24 protein-coding genes and 1 rRNA gene are annotated in these 24,373 nt (G+C 36.5%); 9 read left to right on the top strand and 16 right to left on the bottom strand.

The window, feature by feature from the left end; genetic code table 11:
- Positions 1-70 precede the first annotated feature (70 nt).
- Positions 71-1,568 (bottom strand): 16S ribosomal RNA (locus C6H18_RS01135).
- A gap of 1,293 nt (positions 1,569-2,861) precedes the next feature.
- On the opposite strand from C6H18_RS01135, the gene C6H18_RS01130 reads away from it, so the two are divergent.
- From C6H18_RS01130 to C6H18_RS01120, 3 genes are read left to right on the top strand one after another with little or no spacing between them, the layout of a single operon-like run.
- On the top strand, positions 2,862-4,586 hold the full coding sequence (locus tag C6H18_RS01130) for a nitrite/sulfite reductase (protein ID WP_104721287.1): 1,725 nt from the start codon (positions 2,862-2,864) through the stop codon (positions 4,584-4,586).
- Positions 4,586-5,869: a siroheme synthase gene (locus C6H18_RS01125; RefSeq protein WP_104721286.1), complete on the top strand. Its 1,284-nt coding sequence runs from the start codon at positions 4,586-4,588 to the stop codon at positions 5,867-5,869. Before C6H18_RS01130 ends, C6H18_RS01125 begins: the two co-directional genes overlap by 1 nt.
- Positions 5,870-5,923: 54 nt before the next feature.
- Positions 5,924-7,240 (top strand): YeiH family protein, encoded by a 1,317-nt coding sequence (locus tag C6H18_RS01120; protein WP_104721285.1) that lies wholly within the window; start codon positions 5,924-5,926, stop codon positions 7,238-7,240.
- Between the two features lie 217 nt (positions 7,241-7,457).
- Here C6H18_RS01120 and C6H18_RS01115 read toward each other — a convergent pair whose 3' ends face one another.
- From C6H18_RS01115 to C6H18_RS01095, 5 genes are all read right to left on the bottom strand, one after another.
- A complete protein-coding gene (locus tag C6H18_RS01115) occupies positions 7,458-8,009 on the bottom strand; it encodes an FkbM family methyltransferase (protein WP_267891859.1) in 552 nt (183 codons plus the stop codon).
- A 54-nt stretch (positions 8,010-8,063) separates the two neighbouring features.
- Positions 8,064-8,426 carry a hypothetical protein gene (locus tag C6H18_RS01110; RefSeq protein ID WP_104721283.1) on the bottom strand — a complete coding sequence of 121 codons (363 nt, stop codon included), beginning with the start codon at positions 8,424-8,426 and terminating at the stop codon, positions 8,064-8,066.
- 4 nt (positions 8,427-8,430) lie between these two features.
- Positions 8,431-8,535 (bottom strand): sugar transferase, encoded by a 105-nt coding sequence (locus C6H18_RS01105; RefSeq protein WP_104721282.1) that lies wholly within the window; start codon positions 8,533-8,535, stop codon positions 8,431-8,433.
- A gap of 682 nt (positions 8,536-9,217) precedes the next feature.
- Positions 9,218-10,231: a pseudaminic acid synthase gene (gene pseI, locus C6H18_RS01100; RefSeq protein WP_104721281.1), complete on the bottom strand. Its 1,014-nt coding sequence runs from the start codon at positions 10,229-10,231 to the stop codon at positions 9,218-9,220.
- Positions 10,232-10,321: 90 nt separating this feature from the next.
- Complete coding sequence (locus C6H18_RS01095) at positions 10,322-10,537, bottom strand: hypothetical protein (RefSeq protein ID WP_104721280.1); 216 nt, start codon at positions 10,535-10,537, stop codon at positions 10,322-10,324.
- A 195-nt stretch (positions 10,538-10,732) separates the two neighbouring features.
- Between C6H18_RS01095 and C6H18_RS01090 the strand changes: the two genes are divergently transcribed.
- The 5 genes from C6H18_RS01090 to C6H18_RS01070 are packed head-to-tail and all read left to right on the top strand — an operon-like array spanning position 10,733 to position 16,153.
- Positions 10,733-13,252, top strand: a complete 2,520-nt coding sequence (locus C6H18_RS01090) for a translocation/assembly module TamB domain-containing protein (RefSeq protein WP_104721279.1) — start codon at positions 10,733-10,735, stop codon at positions 13,250-13,252.
- A 9-nt stretch (positions 13,253-13,261) separates the two neighbouring features.
- The gene (locus C6H18_RS01085) at positions 13,262-14,020 is read left to right on the top strand and encodes an exodeoxyribonuclease III (RefSeq protein WP_104721278.1); all 759 of its coding nucleotides are present in this window, start codon (positions 13,262-13,264) and stop codon (positions 14,018-14,020) included.
- A complete protein-coding gene (ybeY, locus tag C6H18_RS01080) occupies positions 14,010-14,462 on the top strand; it encodes an rRNA maturation RNase YbeY (RefSeq protein WP_104721277.1) in 453 nt (150 codons plus the stop codon). The genes C6H18_RS01085 and ybeY overlap by 11 nt, the downstream gene beginning before the upstream one ends.
- An 18-nt stretch (positions 14,463-14,480) precedes the next feature.
- The gene (gene dcuC, locus C6H18_RS01075; RefSeq protein WP_104721276.1) at positions 14,481-15,869 is read left to right on the top strand and encodes a C4-dicarboxylate transporter DcuC; all 1,389 of its coding nucleotides are present in this window, start codon (positions 14,481-14,483) and stop codon (positions 15,867-15,869) included.
- A gap of 8 nt (positions 15,870-15,877) precedes the next feature.
- The gene (locus C6H18_RS01070; RefSeq protein ID WP_104721275.1) at positions 15,878-16,153 is read left to right on the top strand and encodes a metal-sensing transcriptional repressor; all 276 of its coding nucleotides are present in this window, start codon (positions 15,878-15,880) and stop codon (positions 16,151-16,153) included.
- A 4-nt stretch (positions 16,154-16,157) separates the two neighbouring features.
- Here the strand turns inward: C6H18_RS01070 and C6H18_RS01065 are convergent, their stop codons facing one another.
- The 3 genes from C6H18_RS01065 to C6H18_RS01055 are packed head-to-tail and all read right to left on the bottom strand — an operon-like array spanning position 16,158 to position 18,686.
- Positions 16,158-16,901 (bottom strand): energy-coupling factor ABC transporter ATP-binding protein, encoded by a 744-nt coding sequence (locus C6H18_RS01065; RefSeq protein WP_104721274.1) that lies wholly within the window; start codon positions 16,899-16,901, stop codon positions 16,158-16,160.
- A complete protein-coding gene (cbiQ, locus tag C6H18_RS01060; protein WP_104721273.1) occupies positions 16,898-17,698 on the bottom strand; it encodes a cobalt ECF transporter T component CbiQ in 801 nt (266 codons plus the stop codon). The genes C6H18_RS01065 and cbiQ overlap by 4 nt, the downstream gene beginning before the upstream one ends.
- Positions 17,691-18,686 (bottom strand): energy-coupling factor ABC transporter permease, encoded by a 996-nt coding sequence (locus C6H18_RS01055; protein WP_104721272.1) that lies wholly within the window; start codon positions 18,684-18,686, stop codon positions 17,691-17,693. Before C6H18_RS01055 ends, cbiQ begins: the two co-directional genes overlap by 8 nt.
- Positions 18,687-18,960: 274 nt before the next feature.
- Between C6H18_RS01055 and C6H18_RS01050 the strand changes: the two genes are divergently transcribed.
- On the top strand, positions 18,961-19,164 hold the full coding sequence (locus tag C6H18_RS01050; RefSeq protein WP_233704015.1) for an MIP/aquaporin family protein: 204 nt from the start codon (positions 18,961-18,963) through the stop codon (positions 19,162-19,164).
- A 154-nt stretch (positions 19,165-19,318) separates the two neighbouring features.
- Here the strand turns inward: C6H18_RS01050 and C6H18_RS01045 are convergent, their stop codons facing one another.
- The 7 genes from C6H18_RS01045 to dapA form a co-directional block, all read right to left on the bottom strand.
- On the bottom strand, positions 19,319-19,861 hold the full coding sequence (locus C6H18_RS01045) for a YceI family protein (RefSeq protein WP_104721271.1): 543 nt from the start codon (positions 19,859-19,861) through the stop codon (positions 19,319-19,321).
- Positions 19,862-19,922: 61 nt separating this feature from the next.
- The gene (gene cmoB, locus C6H18_RS01040; RefSeq protein WP_233704014.1) at positions 19,923-20,834 is read right to left on the bottom strand and encodes a tRNA 5-methoxyuridine(34)/uridine 5-oxyacetic acid(34) synthase CmoB; all 912 of its coding nucleotides are present in this window, start codon (positions 20,832-20,834) and stop codon (positions 19,923-19,925) included.
- Positions 20,818-21,048: a hypothetical protein gene (locus tag C6H18_RS01035; protein WP_104721269.1), complete on the bottom strand. Its 231-nt coding sequence runs from the start codon at positions 21,046-21,048 to the stop codon at positions 20,818-20,820. The genes cmoB and C6H18_RS01035 overlap by 17 nt, the downstream gene beginning before the upstream one ends.
- Positions 21,049-21,059: 11 nt before the next feature.
- Positions 21,060-22,130, bottom strand: coding sequence for an RIP metalloprotease RseP (gene rseP / locus C6H18_RS01030; RefSeq protein ID WP_104721268.1), 1,071 nt, complete (start codon positions 22,128-22,130; stop codon positions 21,060-21,062).
- A gap of 9 nt (positions 22,131-22,139) precedes the next feature.
- Positions 22,140-22,685, bottom strand: coding sequence for a CDP-diacylglycerol--glycerol-3-phosphate 3-phosphatidyltransferase (pgsA, locus tag C6H18_RS01025; RefSeq protein ID WP_104721267.1), 546 nt, complete (start codon positions 22,683-22,685; stop codon positions 22,140-22,142).
- Entirely contained in the window at positions 22,686-23,468 is a 783-nt protein-coding gene (locus C6H18_RS01020; protein ID WP_104721266.1) for an enoyl-ACP reductase, read from the bottom strand.
- Positions 23,465-24,370: a 4-hydroxy-tetrahydrodipicolinate synthase gene (gene dapA / locus C6H18_RS01015; RefSeq protein ID WP_104721265.1), complete on the bottom strand. Its 906-nt coding sequence runs from the start codon at positions 24,368-24,370 to the stop codon at positions 23,465-23,467. Before dapA ends, C6H18_RS01020 begins: the two co-directional genes overlap by 4 nt.
- Positions 24,371-24,373: the final 3 nt, after the last annotated feature.

Genomic DNA, 24,373 nt, shown 5'->3' with positions numbered 1-24,373 from the left:
AACAATCTCTGACAACTAAGCAGGAAAAGAAAGATTTACTAAATAAACAAATATTTAGTAGTTTCTCTTGAAAGGAGGTGATCCAACCGCAGGTTCACCTACGGTTACCTTGTTACGACTTCACCCCAGTCGCTGCATCCGCCGTGGGCGGTAGCCTATTTGGCATTCCGACTTAAGGCGAATACAACTCCCATGGTGTGACGGGCGGTGAGTACAAGACCCGGGAACGTATTCACCGCAACATTGCTGATTTGCGATTACTAGCGATTCCAGCTTTATGTAGTCGAGTTGCAGACTACAATCCGAACTGAGAGAAGTTTTTGAGATTTGCTCCATTTCACAATATTGCATCTTTTTGTACTTCCCATTGTAGCACGTGTGTAGCCCTAGGCGTAAGGGCCATGATGACTTGACGTCATCCTCACCTTCCTCCTCCTTGCGAAGGCAGTCTCCTTAGAGTGCTCAGCTAAACTGTTAGCAACTAAGGACGAGGGTTGCGCTCGTTGCGGGACTTAACCCAACATCTCACGACACGAGCTGACGACAGCCGTGCAGCACCTGTTTTCAAGTTCTAGCAAGCTAGCACTCCGCTATCTCTAGCAGATTCTATCAATGTCAAGCCTAGGTAAGGTTCTTCGCGTATCTTCGAATTAAACCACATGCTCCACCGCTTGTGCGGGTCCCCGTCTATTCCTTTGAGTTTTAATCTTGCGACCGTACTCCCCAGGCGGAATGCTTAATGCGTTAGCTGCATTACTGCAAAGACAAGCTTCACAACAACTAGCATTCATCGTTTAGGGCGTGGACTACCAGGGTATCTAATCCTGTTTGCTCCCCACGCTTTCGCGCATCAGCGTCAGTAATGTTCTAGTAGGTCGCCTTCGCAATGAGTATTCCTCTTGATCTCTACGGATTTTACCCCTACACCAAGAATTCCACCTACCTCTCCCATACTCTAGAATAACAGTTTCAAATGCAGTTCTATGGTTAAGCCATAGGATTTCACATCTGACTTGCTATTCCGCCTACGCGCTCTTTACGCCCAGTGATTCCGAGTAACGCTTGCACCCTCCGTATTACCGCGGCTGCTGGCACGGAGTTAGCCGGTGCTTATTCGTTAGATACCGTCATTATCTTCTCTAACAAAAGGAGTTTACAATCCGAAAACCTTCATCCTCCACGCGGCGTTGCTGCTTCAGGGTTTCCCCCATTGAGCAATATTCCCTACTGCTGCCTCCCGTAGGAGTCTGGACCGTGTCTCAGTTCCAGTGTGTCCGTTCACCCTCTCAGGCCGGATACCCGTCATAGCCTTGGTGAGCCATTACCTCACCAACAAGCTGATAGGACATAGGCTGATCTCATAGCGAAAAACTTTCCCTCATAAGGAGTATCCAGTATTAATCATCGTTTCCAATGGCTATCCTAGACTATGAGGCACATAACCTATGTATTACTCACCCGTGCGCCACTAATCCACTTCTAGCAAGCTAGAAGCTTCATCGTTCGACTTGCATGTATTAGGCACGCCGCCAGCGTTCACTCTGAGCCAGGATCAAACTCTCCAAAAGTATTGGGGAGTTTGAGCCAAAAATAAAATAGATGGCAAAAACTCTCCAAAAGTAAAAGAGAGTTTGTATCTCCAAATTAATGGGATAGAAACTCTCCAAAAGTAATATTGGGGAGTTTGACAAACTAAATGAATAGTAAGCAAACTCTCCAATGAGGTTAAGCTAAAGATTAATTAGCATAAACCCTAAATGATTTAGAAGTCTTTGTTTAATATTACTAAAGAAACATTCTAAAAGAATTTAAGCATATTGCTTTTAAGAGGATTCTATCTTAGATGTATGTAAGATAAATATTCTCTAAAGTTAGAGTTTATAGGATTTAAAGATTAAATCTATAAAGCCCTTTTGGATTAGTTTGTCCTAAAATCTCAAAATCTCTGTTTAGACTTTTGTTTTATGGTTAGGTTTTAGTTTAGATTCTTTATTTAAAGACTTTAGCCTTTAAAAGATTTATCATCAAATAATCCCTAAAGTGTTTTTAGTTTTAAAAGAGAATCTTATTGGTTATAAAACTTTAAACCTTAAAGATAAAACATCAAAGTAATAAATGAGTTTTAGTATTTTAGAAAATTAAATAAGAAAGTTCTTTCTTTTAATTTCCTGCTTAGTTGTCAAAGATCATTTAACTTTAATGTGGTAATACATTAAAAGATTAAAGAACATTTTTACATTATTGTTAGATTATTGAAATTTCTTTATGCTAAATCTTAGAGATACTCTAAATGCTAGAGAGAACACTAAAGTTTAATAATAGAGTATTGTTTTAAAAAGATAGGTGAATGCTTTGCTTTATATTAGTAGCAAAGAATATCTTAATAAATTATTCTTAGTATTCTTTTAGTGAATAAGTGAATGATTAAATATTTGAGTTTAACTCATTAATTAGTTTCACTTCCTTAAAAGCTTTAAGAACTTTCTCTCTATTAATACCTATAAAATTAATAGCTGAATTTTCAAAGAACCCTTTTAAAATGCAAAAAAGGAAGTGAAATTATAGTAAATTTATATTAAATAGAGCTTAGGGGGAAGTTTAGAGGATTTAGCTTTGGGGGGATTTAGATTTAGAGAATTTATTTTGATTTAAGGGTTGGGGTAACTTTAGCACCACTTCAACACCACTCTACTTTTTTGCCACACATTACTCTTTTCTGCACTTTGCTTAAAATCTACAAAGAAATATTGAAGCTCTATGGATTTAAATAATATATTTTTACAAATACATAGTGTATTTATAAAATTTTAAAGATTTAAAAGTTAAGATTACCACTTTAGATTAAATTTCAAGGAAAATTTATGAGCCATTATGTGATACCCGATTCTGTTTTAAAAAACGATTTTGATTTTTTGGTAAAGAGTTGGCAAGATTTTAAAAACAAAAAGCTTGATGAGGCGACTTTCAAGACTATCCGCGTATCTTATGGAATCTATGAACAAAGGGAGAAAAACACCTATATGGTGCGGATTAAAACCCATAGCGGGCAAATCACACCCAAACAATTACTTGGAATCTCAAAATTAGCGGACAAATATGCTAATAAAAGCTTACATATCACGACACGAGGCGGGATTCAGCTTCATTATGTGGCTTTTGAAAATCTCTGTGTAGTTACACAAGAGCTACATAAACTAGGGCTTAGTGGGCGCGGTAGCGGGGGGAATTGTGTGCGCGGAATAGTAGGGGACGCACTCTCTGGAATCGCCAAAGATGATGTCTTTGATGTGCAACCCTATGCTAATGCCTTGACAAGCAAGATGTTAGAATTAAAAGATTCCTTTACTCTGCCTAGAAAATTTAAAATCTCTTTTTCAAGCTCTAGGGCAGATAGAGCCACTGCAACGATTACTGATGTGGGATTTATCGCTACCAAAAAGGGCAACAAAAAAGGCTTTATCGTCTATATTGCTGGGGGAATGGGTTCTAAAAGTCGCTTGGGGCATAAAATCCTAGATTTTTTACCGGCTAAAGAATGCTTTTTATTCGCCCAAGCTGTCAAACAAGTCTTTGATAAACACGGAAATAGAGAAAATAAACATTCTGCTAGATTGCGATTTTTAGCCGATAAAATAGGCATTGAGGAGCTAGTAAGCTTAATAGAGCAAGAAATACACCATCTCAAAGAAACTTCTAAAGATTGGGAGATTAAAATCTCAAAATCCTCCATTAAACTCCCAAGATTAGAGCAACAAGCATTGCCAAAAATAACAAAAGAGGAAAAACTCTGGTGGAATCGCTTCGTAGGAGAGCAAAAACAAGATGGCTACTTTTATGTTAAAGTCCCACTCACTCTAGGGGATATCCCCTATAAAAGCGCAGAAAAATTAGCTAACGCACTAAAGGGCGCAAATCCGCACTGCATATCCTTTGGTCAAAATCAAAATCTCTATTTAAGAAACCTAAGCGCAGAGATTCTCTTAAAGCTCTACCCTATCATTACAGAGTTTTCGCCCCAAAGTAAGCTAGCAAGCCTCTTTGGCGATATGGTCGCTTGCACAGGTGCTGCAACCTGTCAGCTTGGAATAGCCCGACCACGAGGAGCCATACAGGAGATAGAAAGATATTTGCTAGAAAAAAACATTGATTTAGACAAATTACAAGGCTTTAGGATTCAGCTCTCTGGCTGTCCAAACTCTTGCGGTAATCATTTCACCGCAAATTTAGGCTTTTTTGGAAAAATACAAAGACAAAATGGAATCCCCTATCCTGCTTATAATGTCGTAGCAGGTGGAATTATAAAAGAGGGAAAAACAAGATTTGCAAAGAAAATCACACAAATTGCAGCCTTTTATTTGCCAGAATTTGTCTATAAAGTCTTAGTAGAGTTTCTGAAAGTTCAAAAGCGGTTTAAAACCTTTGAATCTTGGGTAGATAGTAAAGGAGAGGACGAGATTATAAAAATCGCACAATCTTTTGAAAAAATCCCAGATTTTGCAGAAAATCCAAGACCTTATTATGATTGGGGGAGTGAGGAGTTATTTTCTGATTCTTTAAAGAAAAATGGAATCGGCGAGGAAAATTAATGCAAGATTCTTTCACACTCCCTCTTGCCCTAACGCCCAAAAAAACACTACTCATTGGCGCAGGGAATGTTGCTAGACAAAAACACATAGTTTTAATGGAGGCAAAGTGGGAAGTAACCATCATCGCAAAAGAGATTAAAAGCCCATATTTTGAGGACTTTTTGATAGAGGCAAATGAAATTAGCAATTCTATTTTGCGAGATTTTGAGATTGTTATTGACGCAAGTGGCGATGAGAAACTTGGCGCATATTTATGGGAGAGACGCAAAGAATTTGGCTATCTTTTAAATGTCGTGGATAATCCTAAGTTTTGCGATTTTTATTTTGGGGCTATTGCCCGCTATGAGGACTTAAGTATCCTTGTTAGCACCAATGGTTTTAGCCCAATCCTCGCCCAAAGTATCCGAGATAAAATCGCTACAATCTTGCCAAAATCCTTCAAGCCGCTCCTAGAAAAACTTAAACAAATGCGCCAAAACCCAAAAATTCACCCCATCAATAAAGAGCAAGTAAGGAAAGAATGCCAAGTATCTCTTGGGAAAGTTTTTATCATTGGCTGTGGTCCAAATAGTATCCAAAGCCTAACCCTAAAAGCATTAGAGACTTTTTATCTACTAGATATTGCTCTTTTGGATAATCTAATTGGCAAAGAGATTTATAATCTTTTAGGCGAGATTGGGGTTACTTGCATTTGCGTAGGGAAGCAAAAGGGCAAACCTAGTTTTTCGCAAGAGGACATCAACGCATTAATGCTAAAATACGCAAAAGAGGGGAAAAATGTCGGGAGATTAAAGGGGGGAGATCCTGTTATCTTTGGTAGAGTTTTTGAGGAGGGGAGCTTTTTAAAATCTTGCGGCATTGAAGTAGAGTGCATTAGCGGACTTAGCTCTAGCCTAAGTGGCGCACTAACAAGTGGAATAACCCCAACCTTGCGAGGAGTGAGTTCTGGAGTGCTGATTGTCTCTGCGCATTTAAAAGAAAATATTTTTCATACAGAGTGGCTTTATTATCTTAAAAACTCTCCTTATACTTTGATTGTAATGATGGCTTATAGCTTTGCTGCTAAAATCACTCAAAGCGCAAAAGAGCTAGAAATCCCGCTCTCAACCCCTGCGGCATTCATTTCTAAAGTGGATTGCAAAGAGCAAAAAACCATCATTGGCACATTAGACCAATTAGAACAAATGGCTACAATGTGCGACAAACCTGCAATTTTAATCCTTGGCAAAGCAGTGGAAAAATGCCTATGTATGCCCTTTTTGGGGCAAAGAATCATTTTATAAACCTACTTTAATAAATCATCAAAGCAATAATTATAAAAAATAAAAAGGATAATTATGGAAAAAATACATTGGTTACAAAAAGAAGATAGTTGGGCTAATATCATTGGTCTATTTTTGGTTTTACTCATTAGCTTTCTTTGGTTTGTTGATGGGTTTTCTATCGCTAAAGTCTTTAATGTAAAATTTAGCTCTTGGAGTGGAGGGGAGATAGTCAATGCTTTTAAAAATCTCTCCTTTTTAAACTTCCTTGCTTTATTTTGCTTTTTTGGGGTTTGGTTTGGCATTGTTTCGAGGTTTTTAAATAAGAATCTTTTGAACTTTGTTTTGGGTTTTTGCGTTTTATTTGCCCTTAGCATTCTTGTATTTTTGATTAGCACTCACACTAATGCCAAAGAATTTCAATTAGAATCCCCGCTAGTTGCACTGCTTATTGGGCTATTTCTAGGGAATTTTGTAAAACTCCCGCAATGGCTTAAAGATTCTTTACTCACAGAATTTTATGTCAAAATCGGAATCGTGCTTATGGGTGCGACACTGCCTTTAACGCTTTTGATAAGTGCTGGTGGAGTTGCGATTTTACAGGCTTGTATTATTACGATTATTACTTTTTGGAGTATTTATTTTTCCGCAACCAAGCTTTTTAAGCTAGACCCAAGCTTTGGCGCGACTTTGGGAGCTGGAGGCTCTATTTGTGGCGTTAGTGCCTCCATTGTAATTGGCAATGCCGCAAAGGCAAAACAAGAACACATTAGCCTTGCTATTAGCATCGTTGTTTTATGGGCGGTGGTGATGGTGGTTTTGCTACCGATATTTTGCAAGGCACTAGGCTTAGATGCTGGAGTAGCTGGGGCTTGGATTGGGACTTCAGAATTCGCTGATTCTGCTGGGTTAGCCGCTGCGCAATCTATCGGGGATGAGCGCGCTATCGCAGCTTTTACGCTTATTAAAGTCATTGGCAGGGATATGTTTGTAGGGATTTGGGCGGTGCTTGTCGCCTTTTTGTCCGTATGCTTATGGCACAAACAAGAAAACACACAAGCAAGCCCAAAGATCATCTGGGAGAGATTTCCAAAATTTATTTTAGGATTTATCATTGCCTCTGTGGTTGTTAGCCTCTTAACCCTCAATCTTGATTCCACAACAAATCAGCAATTTTCTAAAGAATCTTTAGGGGTGATTAAAACTTTGCGAAATTGGGTTTTTACTTGGACATTTTTGTGCATTGGCTTAAATACGCAATTTAAGCAAATCATCGCTGTGGGTTACAAGCCCTTTTTAGCCTTTAGTATCGGGGTGGCAATCAACCTTCCTCTTGGCTATTTTTTATCCGCTTATCTTTTTGAGGATTTTTGGATAAATTTTATGCGCTAGGTTTAGACTACCTAGCCTAAGCCTCTTATAAAACTTCCAAATATCCAAACCTCCAAACCTCCAAATGCCTTCCTGCGATTAAATGCGACTTGTGTGCTTTGCTATCACTTATTTTAGGGGCGCACTCTAATATGTTCTTGCCCTCTAAGCCCTCCATTGTTGCTTTACTATCACTTATTTTAAGGTTGCATTCTAATGCTTGTCCCAGTCTTACCCACTACTTATTCCAATAAATATTTTCTTTGGGGACAAAGAGATAATCCCAACCATTCCACATTAATATCCTATATCCTTTAGCATTTAATAAATTTATCACTTCCCTTTGTGCGTCTTTAAAATAATTATGCTCTATGGTGATGCAGCTAAAGCGATATTTAGAAAAATCAATACCCTTTAAAACTTCTAACTCGCCCCCCTCTACATCTAAAGACATAAAATCAATATGAGAAACTTGTGGGTAGTTTTCCATAATTTCATCAAAAGTCGCCGTAGGCACTTCAATATAAGTAATGCTTGAATTGGTTTCTATTCTTTTTTTGTGAGAGGGCGTTAAATTAACTTCTAATGTATCTAATACATCACTTTTTGATGTCGCCATTTTTGTAAGCCCAATATTTTTAGAATAAAGGGCTAGATTATAAACATCACATTTACGATTTTGTCGCAATTTTTCAAAAGTAAGAGGATTTGCTTCGACACAAAATCCCCTCCAGCCTAATTGCTCAAAAAGATAAGTATTTGAAATATCCTTCCCATTATGCGCTCCAATATCTACAAAGAATCCTTGTTTTTTATGGCAATTAATAACATAAGCAATGGCGTCTTAACCCAACTGACCACGAAAGGGAATGCCTTGTAATTTGCAATTCCAAAAAATATCCACTATGGCTTCAATTTTTTTGATTCTTTGGAGGGGTTCTTGTAATAACGCACCTACTTCAGAGACTTTTGGGAGATTATCTGCTATTTTAAGATTGGCTTTAATAATTGGAAGGTTTAGTAAGAAATATAATAATCCGCCACACCACCAAAATCTATAATAATAAATAAATGCCTCGCCCAATCTATAAGTAAAACTATTTTTAATTTCTAAGGCTTGCTTATAATCACTAAGTGTTTCTAATTTTGGATATTTTAAGGTTGAAGAGTGTTTTAAATATTTTTTATGACGATGTCGGATTTCCAATAATCTAAATAAAATGCCCCCCCCCCCGACTATCATTAGTCTGCATAACCTCTCCTATTTTAAAAGCAAGATGATTTCTAACACGTTCTACTGCACTATTTGGATTCATTAATACTCCTTAAACTTAAATATAATTTGATAATAATAGCAAAATAGATCCCATACTTTCTTAAACGAAAGATTTTAAAACACCATATACGATACGGGGGGTATTTTGCATAGTTAGTTCCTATCATTTGATAGGTTAAAAAATCTATCTGTCAAAGCTACAAAAACAAAGATAAAAAGCAATCAATTTCTTTTTATTTCTCTCTATACAAAAAGCGTATAAGTGTATAATTTATTCTAGATTTTTTAGTTAAACAACTAAATGTAGTTTGTGCAAGTTTTATAGAAGTTCAAGTTTTTTGTAGAAGTTAAAGTATAATTTTATGGGGTAATTGCCACAGGTCCTTTACCCCTGTGGCAAAATCTATGCCCCAAAAGGAGCTAAGATGATGCTTACGAAATTCATCTTGGTTGCGATTATACTACTTTGTATAATTGCTGTCAAGGCTTATTAGGCTTTGTCCCAGCTTTTGCTGGGGCTAAGATGGATTAACCTGTAATTCTACTCTCTTATCCAAATCATCAATTTCTTTTTATATTTCTCTATCCAAAAAGTGCATAAGTGTATCAACGATAAATATCGTAAAATTGGGCTTATAGAGTTGGATTTATACACTTATACAGAGAAAGAATATTTTTTTATTTGTATAAATATCCTAAGCTTTAATACAATAATCACTCCACTATTCCCAATCTCCAAACTCTAGGGGCTTCCCAAAATATAAGTCTTTAGTCGCTACCTTTCCTATTACTTCTTTCTTGTATTTTGGAGCAATCCCAAATCCCGGACGAATAGATCGAATCTGCCAAGACTGAATAATCTCTCCCTTTTTTATTGTATCTGCTACAAACAAAGAACGCATAAAGTCTCTACCTTCCTTAGCTTTAGGGCTTAATGTATAAGAAGAATCCCCTAATAGCTGCTCAACCTCACGAATTGCTTGTGAGAGACTTAAAAATTCTTTCGCCTCCATACTAAAAGCACTATCAACTCCTCCCAAACTCCTCTTTAAGATAAAATGTTTTTCAATCACACTAGCACCCAAAGCAGTAGCGGTTATGGCAGCATTTACCCCTAAGGTATGATCAGATAAACCAACTTTTACACCAAAATCTTCCTGCATTTGTGGAATGAGCCTTAGATTTGCCTCATTTAAAGGGGCAGGATAAGAACTTGTGCATTGCAATAAAGTAATATCTTCCACCCCCTCACTCCTGCAAACATCAATAGCATCTTGTATCTCCTCTTTAGTAGCAATGCCTTTTGATAATATCATAGGTTTATGCTTACTAGCCATATAAGCAATAAGCTCTAAATCTGTAATTTCAAAAGAAGCAACTTTATAGATAGGATTGCCTAGAGACTCTAAAAAATCCACCGCTTCTTTGCTAAAAGGGCTAGAAAAACATATTAAACCTAAATCCTTAGCATAAGCAAATAGCTCCTTATGCCACTCCCAAGGCGTCATTGCTTCTTTATAAAGCTCATAGAGGTTTTTACCCTCCCATAAAGTTCCCTTAATCTTAAAAGACTCTAAATCACAATCAAAAGTCATACAATCTGGAGTGTAAGTTTGCAACTTTATGGCATTTGCTCCTGCATCTTTGGCGGCTTTTATCGTCTCCAATGCCAATGCTTTGCTTTGATTATGATTAGCTGATAATTCTGCAACAAGAAAGGTTTTATTGCTACTCAACACTCATCCTTAGAAATAAATTAAAAGTTATAAGGCTTCAAAAAATGATTTTGCAAAACTTTAAATCCCCAAAACACTAAGTGTTTTGGATTAAGCCATAATATCAAGCCTCCCATTAGAATGATTTTGTGGAAGTGAATCTGAAGCGGCATTAGAAGAATTATTCCCTTGAGTTTGTAAGCTTGATTGCTCTTCCATACCATTAATTAACGAACTCATCAAATTCTCTTCTGTATTAATGGCTTTTTTTAACGCACTCAAATTTCCGCTAACTACCACAGATGCACTATTAATCCCTGAAATCATAGTAGACTCCTTATTGCAAATCTTGTAACTTCCATTAACATCTTTTAAGAAAATAATGCAAAGAAGTTACAATACTTATATCGACAATTTTTAATTTTTATAAAATCTCAAATACAGGGATTTATGCATACATTTTATCTTATTTTAGATAGAATCTTACAAAAATTATTACTGACTTAGATTGTGGAGATTTAAATGAAGATTCTAAAAGTTTTAGGAATTATTTTTGGAGTAATTTTAATAATCCTTGCTTCTGTGTTTTTTTGGCTATTTTCAAAAAGTGGAAACGATTTCTTAAAAAATACCATTACCAAGATAGTTAATGAAAAAGCTCCTATTGGTTTGGAATTTACACACTTTAAGCTTGGTTTTTCGGATTTTGCTTTTAGCCTTGCAGATAAACAACAATCACAAATTGCCTTAAGTGGAAACTATTCTCTTTTTACTTTCAATACCAATGCACAAATTAACGCAGTTGTTAAGGATTTAAGACCTTATGAACAACTCATTGGAATCCCATTAAATGGCGGAGTAAATCTTAATGGGGAAATTACAAAAAAATCCGACAATCTCTCCTTTAAAGCAGATCTCAATGCCTTTAAAAGCACCATTAATGTTGATGTAATTTTAGAAAATTACAATCCTAAAAAACTCTTTATCACAAGCAAAGAAGGGATTAATTTGCAATCTTTACTAGCTTTTCTTAACCAGCCCTCCTATGCAAATGGAAAAATTCTACTGAATGCGGATTTAGATATTTCTGACCTCACCTCCCCTAATGGAGGATTCCAAATCGCCTCTGATGCTATCTCCCCTAACAACACTCTCTTACAAAAAGAATATAACTTAACACTCCCTAAAGAACCTATCAAACTCGCTATTAACGGAAAAGCAAAAGCAAATCACATCTTAACAACTATTCTAGCCAACTCAAGCTATTTTCAATTAACCTCTGAAGATTTGCTCTTAAACCTCAAAGATTATTCCACAAATGGTAATTTAAAAACTATTATCAACAATATCCGATACAATAACTTTGCTATCAAAACTCCTATAAGCGGGAATATTAACCTAAAATCCAATGATATTACCAATCAAGAAGCCACTCTTAGTCTTTATGCACTTACCAATCCCATCTTAGTGCATTCAAATATTCCTCATTATAAGCCAGAAAATGCAGTTATTAAAGGCAAAGACTTAAGCATAAAAGAAATTTTAGATTTTACAGCCCTGCCCTATAAAGCACAAGGAATTATCAACCTTGATGCAGAGATTAACACTATCAACCTAACACCGCTAAACTACAACCTTAAAGCCAACCTCTCTAGCTCTATCCAGTCCCTAATCTTTAATGGCTTAAACCTAGCATCCAATAATAGCTTAGAAGCCACTATAAATGGCAATCCTAAAACTATGAATATTGAAACAAAAAGTGATTTATTTGATTCTAAGATTTATGCCAATGCGCTTTTAAAGGATTATTCTCCTAACAACATCGTAGTAGATTTAGAGAATCTCAATTTACAAAAAATTTCTAAACTACTTAATTATGATGTTTATGGTTTCTTAAGTGCTAAAGCCACTCTAAACAACTTTAAAGATTCAAGCTTCGATGGTAATTTTGACCTCAACACATCAGAATTAACACTCCCTAAACAAACACTGAATACCCTAAGCGGTATGGAATTTAAACACGATATTGTTTTTGCACTTAATGGGGAGGGCAAATTCAAGCAAGGTGAAGGCAAAGCCGAACTTAAAGCCACAGGAAAAGACATAACACTTAAAATTAGCAATGCACTGATTAATCCAAAAGATAACGCTTATAGTGCGGACTTCAATTTCCACACACCTAATATTGCTAACATCAACCCCTTAAAATTACCCCTTCAAGGCAAACTTACCTTAAAGGGTAATGCTGGATTTTCAGATAATCTTCCTAAATTATATGTAGCCAATCAAGATTTTGGCGATTTGGAACTCACTTTGGCAAATGAACTTCTAAAAATTAATGCTAATAATTTATCGGCAAAGAAAATTGCAGATTTTACAGGTAATAGTAAGTTTATCAAAGATGGTATATTCAATGCAAATGCCAATTTAACCCTAAAACTAGAAAATACGATAAAAAACCTCAATGGTCCTTTGAGGATTCAAGGAAAGAATATTCAAATTTATAGTCTTGATATTGATGCCCTTGCAAACAATTACGAAAAAACCAATCAAATCAACCTCCTTGATATTGGGGCTTTTGTGCTTGCAGGACCCCTTGGGGTAGCTGCAACCAAAGGAGGAGATTTAGGGCAAATGGGACTAAATACTATTCTTGATACAAAAACTGCTATCAAAGAATTAGAGGCTGATATTGATTTTCAAAAAGGTATTGCTAATGCTAAAGATGTAGCCTTTGCGACAACCAAAACAAGGATTGCAGCCAAAGGAGCTATCAATCTTAACAATCAATCTTTTGACAATTTCTATATTGGCTTATTAAATGCCAATAATTGTGCGAAATACTCGCAAAAGATTGAAGGCACACTTGCAAATCCTAAAATCCAAATTACCCAAACCGCCGTTAATACAGCCATTAATCTTGCAGCTTCACTCCTAGATAAAGTAACTAAGGGCGCAAAAACTATTACTAAGCCCATAACCAATCAAGAGGAAAACTGCAAACCTTTCTATGATGGAGCAGTTAAACACCCCAACAAATAAAGGAAAACTATGAAATTAATCTCGTGGAATGTTAATGGATTAAGGGCTTGTATGAATAAGGGTTTTATGGATTTTTTCAATGCCATTAATGCAGATATTTTTTGTATCCAAGAATCTAAAATGCAAAAAGAACAAGCGGCTTTTGAATTTAAGGGCTATGAGGAGTTTTGGAATAGTGCAGAGAAAAAGGGATATTCTGGAGTAGCAATCTTTAGCAAAATCAAACCCTTGAGTGTAACCTATGATATGGGAATAGAGCATCACGACAAAGAGGGCAGAATCATCACAGCAGAATTCCAAAATTTTTATTTGGTAAATGTCTATACACCAAACTCCAAAAGAGAATTAGAAAGATTAGAGTATAGAATGCAATGGGAAGATGATTTTCGGGCTTTTTTAAAAAAACTAGAAGAATCTAAGCCTGCCATTGTTTGTGGAGACTTAAATGTAGCACACCAAGAAATTGATTTAAAAAACCCCAAAACAAATCGTAGGAATGCTGGTTTTACAGATGAAGAGAGAGAAAAAATGTCGCTTTTATTAGATTCTGGTTTTACAGATACTTTTCGATACTTTTATCCTAATTTAGAGGGAGCTTATAGCTGGTGGAGCTATATGGGCAAAGCAAGAGAAAATAACACGGGATGGAGAATTGATTATTTTCTATGCTCTAAAAGCCTTAACTCCCAACTCATAGGAGCAAAAATTCATCCACAAATTATGGGTAGCGACCACTGCCCCGTAGAATTAGAGATTAATGTTTCCTAAAATCGACTACCACAACCAAACCAATTATATTCTCCAAAAGCATTTTTGTGATTTATTAGAACAAATCTTTGATAAAATCCTTCAAGATTCAAACTTAACCCACAAACAATGCGAGGTTTTATTGGTAGATAATGCAACCATACAATCTTTTAATAAAAACCACAGGAACAAAGATGAAGCTACTGATGTTTTATCCTTTCCCTTAGAAAGTGAATTCTCTCCCCTAATAGGGAGTATCATTATTTCACTAGATTACGCACAAGCTGTTGCTAATACCCTTGAACATTCTTTAGAAGATGAAATTGCCTTATTATTTATTCATGGCATCCTCCACCTAATAGGCTTTGACCACGAAAAAGATGAGGGTGAGCATCGCATAAAGGAAGAAGAGCTTATTTATCTCTTTAACCTCCCACAAAGCCTTATTATGCGAAACTCTTAACACTTAAAAGGAGGATATATGAATCTTTTAATGATACTCTCAACCATTGTAGCCACAAGCATTGTGGCTTATTATATTCTCAAGCAATACAATCCCATTTTTATCTTTTTATTCTCTGGGATTTTGCTTTTAATCTTTGCCTTTTACCTCACAGGCACTCCTATTGCTTCAGGGATTCAAAGAAAACCAGAAGAAATAACCTTTTTGACAACCCTCCTAGATAGCTTTACCTTCCTAACAGCGACTTTTAAAAAACAACTTGCAGGGGTTGGGCTTATTATTATGTCTGTTGCGGGTTTTGCAGCCTATATGAAGCACATCAACGCCTCTGCCAAACTTGCCTTCCTAGCCAACAAACCCTTAAGCAAACTCCAAAACAAATACCTCATTTTAAGCGGAACTTTTGTCGTGGGTATGGCTTTAAAAATCGTTATTTCAAGTTATGCGGGGCTTTTGCTTCTCTTACTTGCTTGTATTTATCCTGTGCTAGTAGCACTTGGGATTCGCCCTGTTATTGCAGTAAGTGTGCTATCGCTTATTGCGCTAGATTATGGACCAAAGGATGGAAACTCCATTAATATGGCAGATATGGTGGGGCAAAAAGATAATGTCGTGGGATTATTTTTAGACTATCAACTCTGGGTAGTCTTAGCTTATGTTGCAGTCATTGCTCTCTTAATCTCCTTTTATTTTGCCTACATCGATAAAAGAGACAAAGCAAAAAATCTCTTACAAACACAAAATGAGATTCCAGAGATTATCGATCCAAAATGCCCGATTGTTTATATATTTTTCCCTTGGTTGCCTGTGGTGTTTTTATTTGTTGCGTATTTTCTCCAAATCAAGCTTGATGTGATTACGGCAAATTTTTTAAGCATCGCATTAGTTTTTGTTATAGAATTTATAAGGCATAAAGATGCAAAAAAATTAGGCGAGGATATGGTGGTAATCCTAAAGGCAATGAGTGAAATCTTTGTCTCTGTGGTTAGCATTATTATCGCAGCAAGTGTTTTTGCAGAGGGGATTAAGGCATTAGGAGGGATTGGGATTTTAACCGATGGGATTGCAAATTTAGGGGTTTCTGCAGTATTTGTAACCATTACCATTTTAAGCTTTTTGGTGTATTTTTTCGCAATGATTATGGGAAGTGGCATTGCCGCCTTTAATGCCTTTGGGAGATTAGCCCCAGATATTGCAACAAAGCTTGGAATTGCCCCTATTACTTTGGTTTTACCCATAGAAATCGCTTCGGCTTTAGGCAGGGCAGCCTCTCCTATTGCGGGGGGAATCTTAGCCCTTGCAGGTTTTGCAAAGATTCCTCCCATAGAGATTATCAAGCGCACAACCCCGCTTTTGCTAATAGGTATGGGCGTGAATATTTTGGTATCTTGGTATCTAACATTCTAGGAGCGAAAATGTGTAATAAAACTCTCCAACATACACAAACAAAAATTGTATTAAACCGGCTATCAAGGGCGATAGGGCATATGGAATCGATAAAAACTATGGTAAAAAACGATAGGGATTGTAGCGAAATACTTATCCAATTAGCTGCTGTGAAATCCGCTATTAATGGGATAGCAAAGGTGGTTTTAAAAGACCATATTGATCACTGCATTGTTAATGCCATAAAAACAAACGATGCTGAAACCATCAAAGAACTTCAAAAAGCTATTGATAAATTCCTATAACTTCTTAAATACCTAAACTTCCCTGATAAGAGAGGGGAAGCTCTAAATTATATTTCTCCAGCAAGTCTTTATTGGTAAGTATTTCTTTACACTTTCCTTGAGCTACAATCTCACCCCTATAAAGCATTAGGATTTTCGAGCAAGTTTCTAATAAAAAGTCCAAATCGTGAGAAATAATCACCTTACTTTGGGGTAGATTCTTTAAAATCTGTATGAGATTCCTACGATTTTTGGAATCAAGAGTAATAGAAGGCTCATCAAGTAATAAAATATCTGGATTCATCGCCAAAGCACTTGCGATACATACTAGCTTTTTCTCCCCTCCTGATAATCCATAAGTCTGCCTATGCTTTAAATGCAAAATCCCTACTTTTTCTAGCGCATTATGCACCAATGTATCCACTTCTAGCAATCGATAATTCCTTGGAGCAAAGGCTATATCATCATAAACATTAGGCATAAAAAGCTGATGATTAGATTCTTGGAAAACATAGCCTATCTTTTGTAAAATAAGTGCCAAATTTTCTTTCTTTAGGGCTATTTTGTCGATAAAAACTTCTCCGCTAAAATTACTCTCAAGCCCTACTAATAACTTTAAAAGCGTGGATTTTCCCGCACCATTTTGCCCTATGATACCTACACTCTCTCCCTCTAAAATCTCAAAAGATAGATTTTTTAATAAAACATTCTCTTTTTTATAGCCAAAATTAAGTTTATCAACCACCACATAAGGATTTGAAAGATTCATAAAAACCAATCTCCTACCATCTCAAAGATAAAAATATTGCGAAATAAGGACAAAACAATCACCCAGCTTATTGCATACCAAGATTGAATCCATACAACCTTGCCATACTTTAAAAAATAAAACTCTCCACTAAAGCCTCTTAAACGCATACTCTGATACACTTCATAAGCCCTATTTATGCTCCTTAAAAGGATTAATCCCACTAAAGACCCCCAAGCTTTAAAGCTAATCCCTCCTTTTTTGGGCGTCTTTAGAGAATAGGCTTCTAAAGTGCATTGAACCTCTAACAAAAAAATAGGAATATAACGATAGGTAAGCAAAATCTGTGTAACAAGCACCTTAGGCACATACAAAGTCCTCAAAGCATAGCAAATCCCCTCCATAGAAGTGGTAGCAATAAGCAAATAAGAAGCCAAAAGGCTTAGTATTCCCTTAAGAATAAGCGTAATCATAGAAATTACCCCTCCGGTTAGGGTAACTTGCCCCCACACAATCAAAGGCTTATCATCAAAAAAAGGATTGAAAATCCCTAAAAAAGCAATGAAAATAAGCAAGAATCTTAGGCGATATAGAGTTTTAAACAAAGGGATTCCACTAAGCTCAAACATAACAAGCGGATAAACTAGCATAATAAGCAACCCTATAATATGGTATTTATCATAGGAGACAACAAGAATGATATAAAAAAGTGTAACGATTAATTTAAAAAGAGGATGAATCTTATTAATCCATTTATCCTCCCTAGATAATTCATCTAGTATTCGTATTTGCTCTAATGCGCTAGATATTTTATCCATACCGCTTATTCTTAAAAATCCTAAAGAAATAACAACCCAACACACAAAGGAATAACACAACCAAAGAACCCACAATACCAGAAAAAGAAGTCCCTAAAATACTTTCAGAACCCAAAAAACCATAATCTGGAAGCAATGCGATGCTCTCTTGTAAAGCTAAAGCACTCTCATAAATATTTCCCTCTGCTTTTAACTCACTAGAACCCGCCACTCTCTCTAAAGACCATTCCAATCCATCAGGAAGTCCTGAAGCTATGAGTGAAAGCAATCCAGCAATCACAAATGTGATAATAGCCAATAGAGCAAAGAGCTTTGAAAAAGCAAATTTTTGGCGATTAGGAGTAGAATCTTCGACACCCCACAAGATATTTGCACGCATCTCATAAATAAAACATAGCACCATAGCCGTTATAAGCCCATCAACAAAACCAATAGCCAAATGAATGGGTTGCATAGCCGCAAGAAAAGCTGTGAAAGGCAAGGAAGTAATACTCGAAGCCAATGTTTCTAAAACCACAGAAAAAGCACCAAATTGTAAAGTAATAACACTAGCAAGGATAGAAGCAAGGATAATTTTACCCCTAGAAATACCCCTTGCTATAATGGCTTTCCATATCAATGCCCCAATAAAACAGCCATAAAATCCCATATTCCAAATATTAGCCCCCAATGCCAACAACCCGCCATCGGCAAATAAAAGGCTTTGGATAAAAAGCACACTAATCATTGTTAAAAAGGCTGCATAAGGTCCTAAGATTGCCATAAGCAAAACACCTCCAGATAAATGCCCGGAAGAACCTGTTGCGGGTATGGAGAAATTAATCATTTGTGTAGCAAACACAAAAGCCCCCATAATTCCCATCATAGCAATTTTCTTAGGGTCATCTTGTGTTTGTATTTTTTTAATGCAATATGCCCCAACAACACCCGAACAAACATACATTATCCCTGCCACAGAAGGAGAGAGTAAAGCATCTGCCATATGCATTTTATACTCCTAAATTTTTAGAGATTCTAACACATACAAAATAATCCCACAAGCCCCCTATGGGGATATGGCAAGGCTATTTTATCAATTAGCATTCATCCCTTTACTCCAAAAACAACCATCCCCTCTAAGGGATTAAAAAACCAAGAAATTTGGAATTACCCACATAAGATAGCCTTAGAGCAATCATAAGGGGACTCTTTTATTTTACTCACTCAAGACCCACAGGCAAAAATAGGCTTAGGGAACATTGGGACTTTGCCCGTAGGGATTCTTGTTTGGGTTATTGGGCTTAAGTCTTGGTTCTACCACAGGCTATGCGATTAATCCCGCTAGAGATAGGGGAGCACGAATCTGCCCTCTTTTGCCCCTTAAAGTTTGGCTAGATTTTAGTTATAGCTATTCCTTTTTAGCACCAATATTAGGCGGAGAATTAGCGGTTTTTTGTATATTCTGCTATAAAAATCCACCAAGATGATAATGCTTTGACGTTAGAAACTTCTATTAAAAACTTCATCTTAAATTTTATGCTTTAAGTAATTTAATTTATTGAAGTAGCTAATGATTAAAAGCTAGGGTAGAGGCAATTTAAATAAGAAAATAGATAGACTCTACTTTCGTAGAATCTAAGATTATTTTGACATAGCGGTTAAAGTAAGCTTGATTTCTAATTCATCACTTACAAGACTATCTTTAAGATTTGATTCCCACACGACATTAAAATCAGAACGTTTAACTTTAGTGTTGGCTAAAACCTCTAAAACATTCCCTTTATTTTTCATTGTGCTATCTAATGTAATTGCTTTTGTTACTCCCTTAATCGTTAAATCTCCATAAATCTTCCCATTTTCAAACTTTGTCATCTTAAAAGTCATATTAGGGTATTTTTTGACATTAAAAATATCCTCCGCCCTTAAATGTTCATCTCGTTTCGTATTAGCAGTATCTATAGAAGAAACTTCGACTTTGCCCTCAAAGACATTAAGCTTATTACTAGCAGTATCATAATCAATAATAGCTTCAAACTTATCAAAGTTTCCATGAACCACAGAAAGCTTTAAATGATTTATCTGAAAATCTACTTTTGATTTGGCTTTATCTAAAGCATAGGGAGCTGCTAAAACTGGTAAGCTTAAAAAAGCAACTATTGTAGAAATGGTTAAGAGTTTTTTCATTAAAGATCCTTATATAAAATGTAGCCTGAATTATAACCAAAAAGCCTTAAAACACTAAAATTCATTTCTTAACCTTTAAATAGGCTCTTTGGGGTGCTGGATAGCCCTCAATAGTCTCTTTTGAAGTAGAATCCAAAAAATCCTCCAAACTCTCTTGAGTGCTCCAAGGAGTTTTTCTCTGCTCTATCTTTTCTGTTTTGATTGTCGCAATGAGTGTAACTTCTTTAAACCCGCACCGATAAAGCCAATTTTCAAAAGTTTTTAATGTGGGGATAAAATACACATTTTTCATCTTTGCATAACTCCCCTTTGGGCAAAGGCAAATTTCCTCTTCGCCGGGAATTATAATGCTATCAAAAATCGCTTCTCCGCCATTTTTTAAGGCATTGTAGATAATTTTAATAGAATCCAATGGGCTTTTTCGATGATAAAGCACCCCAAGACAGAGCAAAACATCAAACTCTATTCCCAAAAATGGCAAATCCTCTATCCCCAAAAGCTCAAATGCTATCCTTTCATCCCTCATAAAAAACTGCATAAAATCAAATTGCACTTTACAAAGTGGCATAGGGTCTAAACCAACGATTTGTTTAGGGTTTTGTGGGAGCATCCTAAACATATAATAGCCATTGTTACAGCCTACATCCCCCACAATCTTCCCTTCAAGATTCAAAAATGGCTCTAAAAGTCCATATTTAATCGCACTATTCCATTCGCTATCAATACTTAAGTCATTAACCCTAAAAGGTCCTTTACGCCAAGGAATAAGCGATTTTGCGACTTCTTTTATAAGAGATTGTGAATGAAAGCTCAAATGAGGAAACTTACCCCCCACAAACTCTCCATACTCCAACACTTCATTTTCTAATTCATTGTTAGGAATGCACTTTAGGGATTCTAATTTTTCTATTAATGGCAAGATATGCTTAAAGGTTAGGGCTACATTGCGCTTTGCTCTAATAGATTGGAGCATCAAAATCCATTAAGCTATCATTCCCTCTGGGCGCATCATCTCTATAAATAATATTATCAGGAGGGCAAATTTCGCGATAATTCCCTTGTGCATCATAATAATACCCCTTCTCCTCCCAATAAGAGTTGGAATAGCCGCATTTATTGCGATACAAACAACCACTCAAAAACACCACCGCACACACAAGATTAACACACACCCCAAAAAACTTCATTTTCTCTCGCTTTAAAAAGGCATTGCGCCATTTAGGATTCTTGAAATATCATTATACAACCCAAGCCCCATAAGACCAAAAAGCACAATCCACCCTGCCATTGTAAGGCGATAGAATGTATTCACACTAGGAATCCTCTTAGTTATCATCTCATAAAGCGTAAAAATAATATGCCCGCCATCTAAAGCAGGGATAGGTAATAGGTTTAAAATTCCTAAATTAATAGAAATCAAAGCACTAAAGGCAAAGAGTGTAACAATCCCAAGCTCTGTTGCCTTTTTGGTAATAGAAACAATAGAAACAACTCCACCAACTTCGCTAACAGGGACAATCCCGCTAAGAAGCTTTTTAACCCCTTGTAGGATAAGTAAGCCCCCCTCAAGAGTCTTATCCCAAGCCACAGGAATGCTCTCAAACAAAGAATAAGAAACCACCCTTACTTCTCCAGATGAGACAATTCCCAATAAAGGACGCGATATAACCTCTCCAAAAATATTTTTACTCTGACCTATCTTTGGAATAATAGTCGTAATATATTCTTGGTTATTGCGTAAAAAAACAATCTCCAAACTCCCCTTTGATTGCTCAACAGCCTTGCTTAATTCCCCCCAAGTTTTAATCAAATCCCCATTAATAGCCAATATCTCATCGCCCTCTTTTAGCCTCGCTTCACTTGCTGGCATATTTGGCTCTACTTTCCCAATAACCGGCACTAATTCATTTTGCCCAATAAATGCAACTGCTATATAAAGCAAAAAGGCTAATAAAAGATTAAAAAACGACCCTGCTGCTAAAATAACAAGCCTTTTCCAATGTGCAATCCCATAGAGACTATCTCTATCATAATTACGCATTTTGGGATCTATATCGCTTTGTCCTTTAAGCTGCACAAATCCTCCAAGTGGGATAGGACGCAAAGAATACTCTGTCTCTCCTATGACTTTTTTCAAGATTCTTTGTTTGCCAAAGCCGATACTAAAAGCCTCTACCTTCACACCAAAGAATTTAGCGGCTAAAAAATGCCCTAATTCGTGAAAAAAAACCAAAAATGACAAAACCAAAATTGAACCTATAATTCCCATTACAAACCTTTAACGCGATAACATATAAAATCGCACATAATCATAGCCTGAATAAAGCGTCAAAATAACCGCTAACCACAAAGTCGCTGGGGCAAAGGAATAATCCATAAGCAAAAAGGCAACCGCTGTAATTTGCAGTCCTGTTTTGTATTTGCCTAGTTTTGAAGCTTGGACATTTACTCCATTTGTCGCTGCTACTACACGCAAACCCGTGATAAAAAATTCGCGCACTAAAATCAAAAACACAGCCCACACATTTGCCCTCTCCAAAACCAAAAGCCCAATAAACGCCGATAACATCAAAAGCTTATCTGCTAGAGGGTCAAAAATCTCTCCAAAACTGCTAGTTACTTGATATTCCCTCGCAATAAATCCATCAAAAAAATCTGTAATACTTGCGATACAAAACACCAAACAAGCAAAATAATTTATCCAAGTAGGGTGAATGGGCGGAGGCAAAAGGTATTGCCCATAAAGAATAATACATAACAACAAAAAAGCAAAAAATATCCTAAGAATCGTTAAGAGATTAGGAAGCTTTTGAATATTCCACATTTATTTAAAGGTTGTCCCCCCATCAATTACAATCGTCTGTCCAGTGAGCCAAGAGCTAGAATCATCATCACACAAAAACAAACAAGCCCCAGCAATGTCTTCTGGCTGTCCCATACGACCAAGAGGGCTATGGGATTCTACTTTTGATTTAATCTCTGCATAATCTGGAAAGGCTTTGAGCGCATCTGTATCAATAGGTCCTCCACTCACGGCATTGACGCGAATATTAAACTCTCCTAACTCCATAGCCGCATATTTTACCATTGTTTCAACAGCGTTTTTAGAGTTCCCGTGTCCGGCATAATTTGGCATATAGACTAAATTTCCTGTGGAGCTTAGAGAAATAATGCTTCCTCCGCCTACTTTTTGCATCCGCTTTGCAGCCTCTTGCGCCCCTATCACAAAGGCTAAAACCGTGGCGGTATAAATATTGTTTAGCCCCTTAGGCTTTAAGCGCATAAAAGGGGCAAATCCACCAACTACACTTTTGCCATAGATAATTGCATTACTAATAAAGAAATCCACTCTCTCAAAATCTTTATCAATCTCTAAAAACAAATCCTTATAAGTCTCTGGCTCTAAGATGTTTAAAGGATAGGTTTTTATTTTTACACCATATTTATTTTGCACATCATTAATGATTTTTTGCGCTTCCTCTTGGTTTTTATTATAAGTAAATGCGATATTAACGCCCTCTTTTGCAAAGCGATACAAAATCGCCTTTCCAATGCCTCTTGTAGCACCACTAATAACTAATGTTTTACCTCTAAAATTTTCTTTCATTTAATAACCTCATAATGTTTTAAAATGTTTTCTAAATATTTCATATTTTCCACACTTGGAGCAATCAAAGGCAAACGATACTCCAAGGTTTCAAGCAATCCACTTAAATACATCGCCGCTTTAATAGGGATAGGATTGCTCTCACAAAAGAGTGCTTTATTGACTGCATAAAGCTCGTTACTAAGACTATGAGCCTTTTTAAAGTCGTTTTTCTCTAAAAGACTATGAACAAGTTGCGCGATTTTATCGGGCAAGAGATTAGAAGTTACAGAAATAACGCCAACCCCACCACAGCACAAAATAGGATAATTTAAAGAATCATCCCCACTCACAATAACAAGCTCTCTAGCACTCGCATTCAAATCAATAACTTTTTCGACACTCCCACTTGCTTCTTTGACACCATAAATGTTTGGAATCTCCTCAAAAAGGCGCAAAATAGTCGGGGATTCTAAATTCACTCCCGTTCTACCCGGCACATTATAAAGCATAAGCGGAATCTCAATGGCATTAGCAACGGTTTTGTAATGCTGATAAAGTCCCTCTTGGGTGGGCTTATTATAATAAGGCGTAACGCACAAAATACCATCAGCACCACACTTTTGGGCGAACTTAGCAAGCTCTATAGCCTCTTGGGTCGCATTACTTCCAGCCCCCGCTAAAACCTTGCAAACTCCCTTATTTGCCTTGCAAACACTAATAGCAACCTCAATGCACTCTTTATGTTCTTGATGGCTTAAAGTCGCCGATTCTCCGGTTGTGCCTACGGGAACAACTGCATCAATACCATTATTGATTTGTCTTTGGATAAGTTTTTCATAGGTTTGCAAATCAACCTTCCCTTGTTTAAAGGGAGTAACTAGAGCGGTCATTGCCCCGATAGCTTGATTTTCCATTTGCATAGT

It is taken from the genome of Helicobacter mesocricetorum, assembly GCF_900198605.1.
Classification (GTDB): Bacteria; Campylobacterota; Campylobacteria; order Campylobacterales; family Helicobacteraceae; genus Helicobacter_D; species Helicobacter_D mesocricetorum.
The sequence above is the reverse complement of the archived record's forward strand: the minus strand, read 5'-3'. Positions and strand labels throughout refer to the sequence as shown.

Bases quoted from the DNA above. Each gene is read 5' to 3' on its own strand.
- C6H18_RS01130 (WP_104721287.1), top strand. From the start codon at position 2,862: ATGAGCCATTATGTGATACCCGATTCTGTTTTAAAAAACGATTTTGAT.
- C6H18_RS01125 (WP_104721286.1), top strand. From the start codon at position 4,586: ATGCAAGATTCTTTCACACTCCCTCTTGCCCTAACGCCCAAAAAAACA.
- C6H18_RS01120 (WP_104721285.1), top strand. From the start codon at position 5,924: ATGGAAAAAATACATTGGTTACAAAAAGAAGATAGTTGGGCTAATATC.
- C6H18_RS01105 (WP_104721282.1), bottom strand. From the start codon at position 8,535: ATGAATCCAAATAGTGCAGTAGAACGTGTTAGAAATCATCTTGCTTTT.
- C6H18_RS01095 (WP_104721280.1), bottom strand. From the start codon at position 10,537: ATGATTTCAGGGATTAATAGTGCATCTGTGGTAGTTAGCGGAAATTTG.
- C6H18_RS01090 (WP_104721279.1), top strand. From the start codon at position 10,733: ATGAAGATTCTAAAAGTTTTAGGAATTATTTTTGGAGTAATTTTAATA.
- C6H18_RS01085 (WP_104721278.1), top strand. From the start codon at position 13,262: ATGAAATTAATCTCGTGGAATGTTAATGGATTAAGGGCTTGTATGAAT.
- ybeY (WP_104721277.1), top strand. From the start codon at position 14,010: ATGTTTCCTAAAATCGACTACCACAACCAAACCAATTATATTCTCCAA.
- dcuC (WP_104721276.1), top strand. From the start codon at position 14,481: ATGAATCTTTTAATGATACTCTCAACCATTGTAGCCACAAGCATTGTG.
- C6H18_RS01070 (WP_104721275.1), top strand. From the start codon at position 15,878: ATGTGTAATAAAACTCTCCAACATACACAAACAAAAATTGTATTAAAC.
- C6H18_RS01065 (WP_104721274.1), bottom strand. From the start codon at position 16,901: ATGAATCTTTCAAATCCTTATGTGGTGGTTGATAAACTTAATTTTGGC.
- cbiQ (WP_104721273.1), bottom strand. From the start codon at position 17,698: ATGGATAAAATATCTAGCGCATTAGAGCAAATACGAATACTAGATGAA.
- C6H18_RS01055 (WP_104721272.1), bottom strand. From the start codon at position 18,686: ATGCATATGGCAGATGCTTTACTCTCTCCTTCTGTGGCAGGGATAATG.
- C6H18_RS01045 (WP_104721271.1), bottom strand. From the start codon at position 19,861: ATGAAAAAACTCTTAACCATTTCTACAATAGTTGCTTTTTTAAGCTTA.
- cmoB (WP_233704014.1), bottom strand. From the start codon at position 20,834: ATGCTCCAATCTATTAGAGCAAAGCGCAATGTAGCCCTAACCTTTAAG.
- C6H18_RS01035 (WP_104721269.1), bottom strand. From the start codon at position 21,048: ATGAAGTTTTTTGGGGTGTGTGTTAATCTTGTGTGTGCGGTGGTGTTT.
- rseP (WP_104721268.1), bottom strand. From the start codon at position 22,130: ATGGGAATTATAGGTTCAATTTTGGTTTTGTCATTTTTGGTTTTTTTT.
- pgsA (WP_104721267.1), bottom strand. From the start codon at position 22,685: ATGTGGAATATTCAAAAGCTTCCTAATCTCTTAACGATTCTTAGGATA.
- C6H18_RS01020 (WP_104721266.1), bottom strand. From the start codon at position 23,468: ATGAAAGAAAATTTTAGAGGTAAAACATTAGTTATTAGTGGTGCTACA.
- dapA (WP_104721265.1), bottom strand. From the start codon at position 24,370: ATGCAAATGGAAAATCAAGCTATCGGGGCAATGACCGCTCTAGTTACT.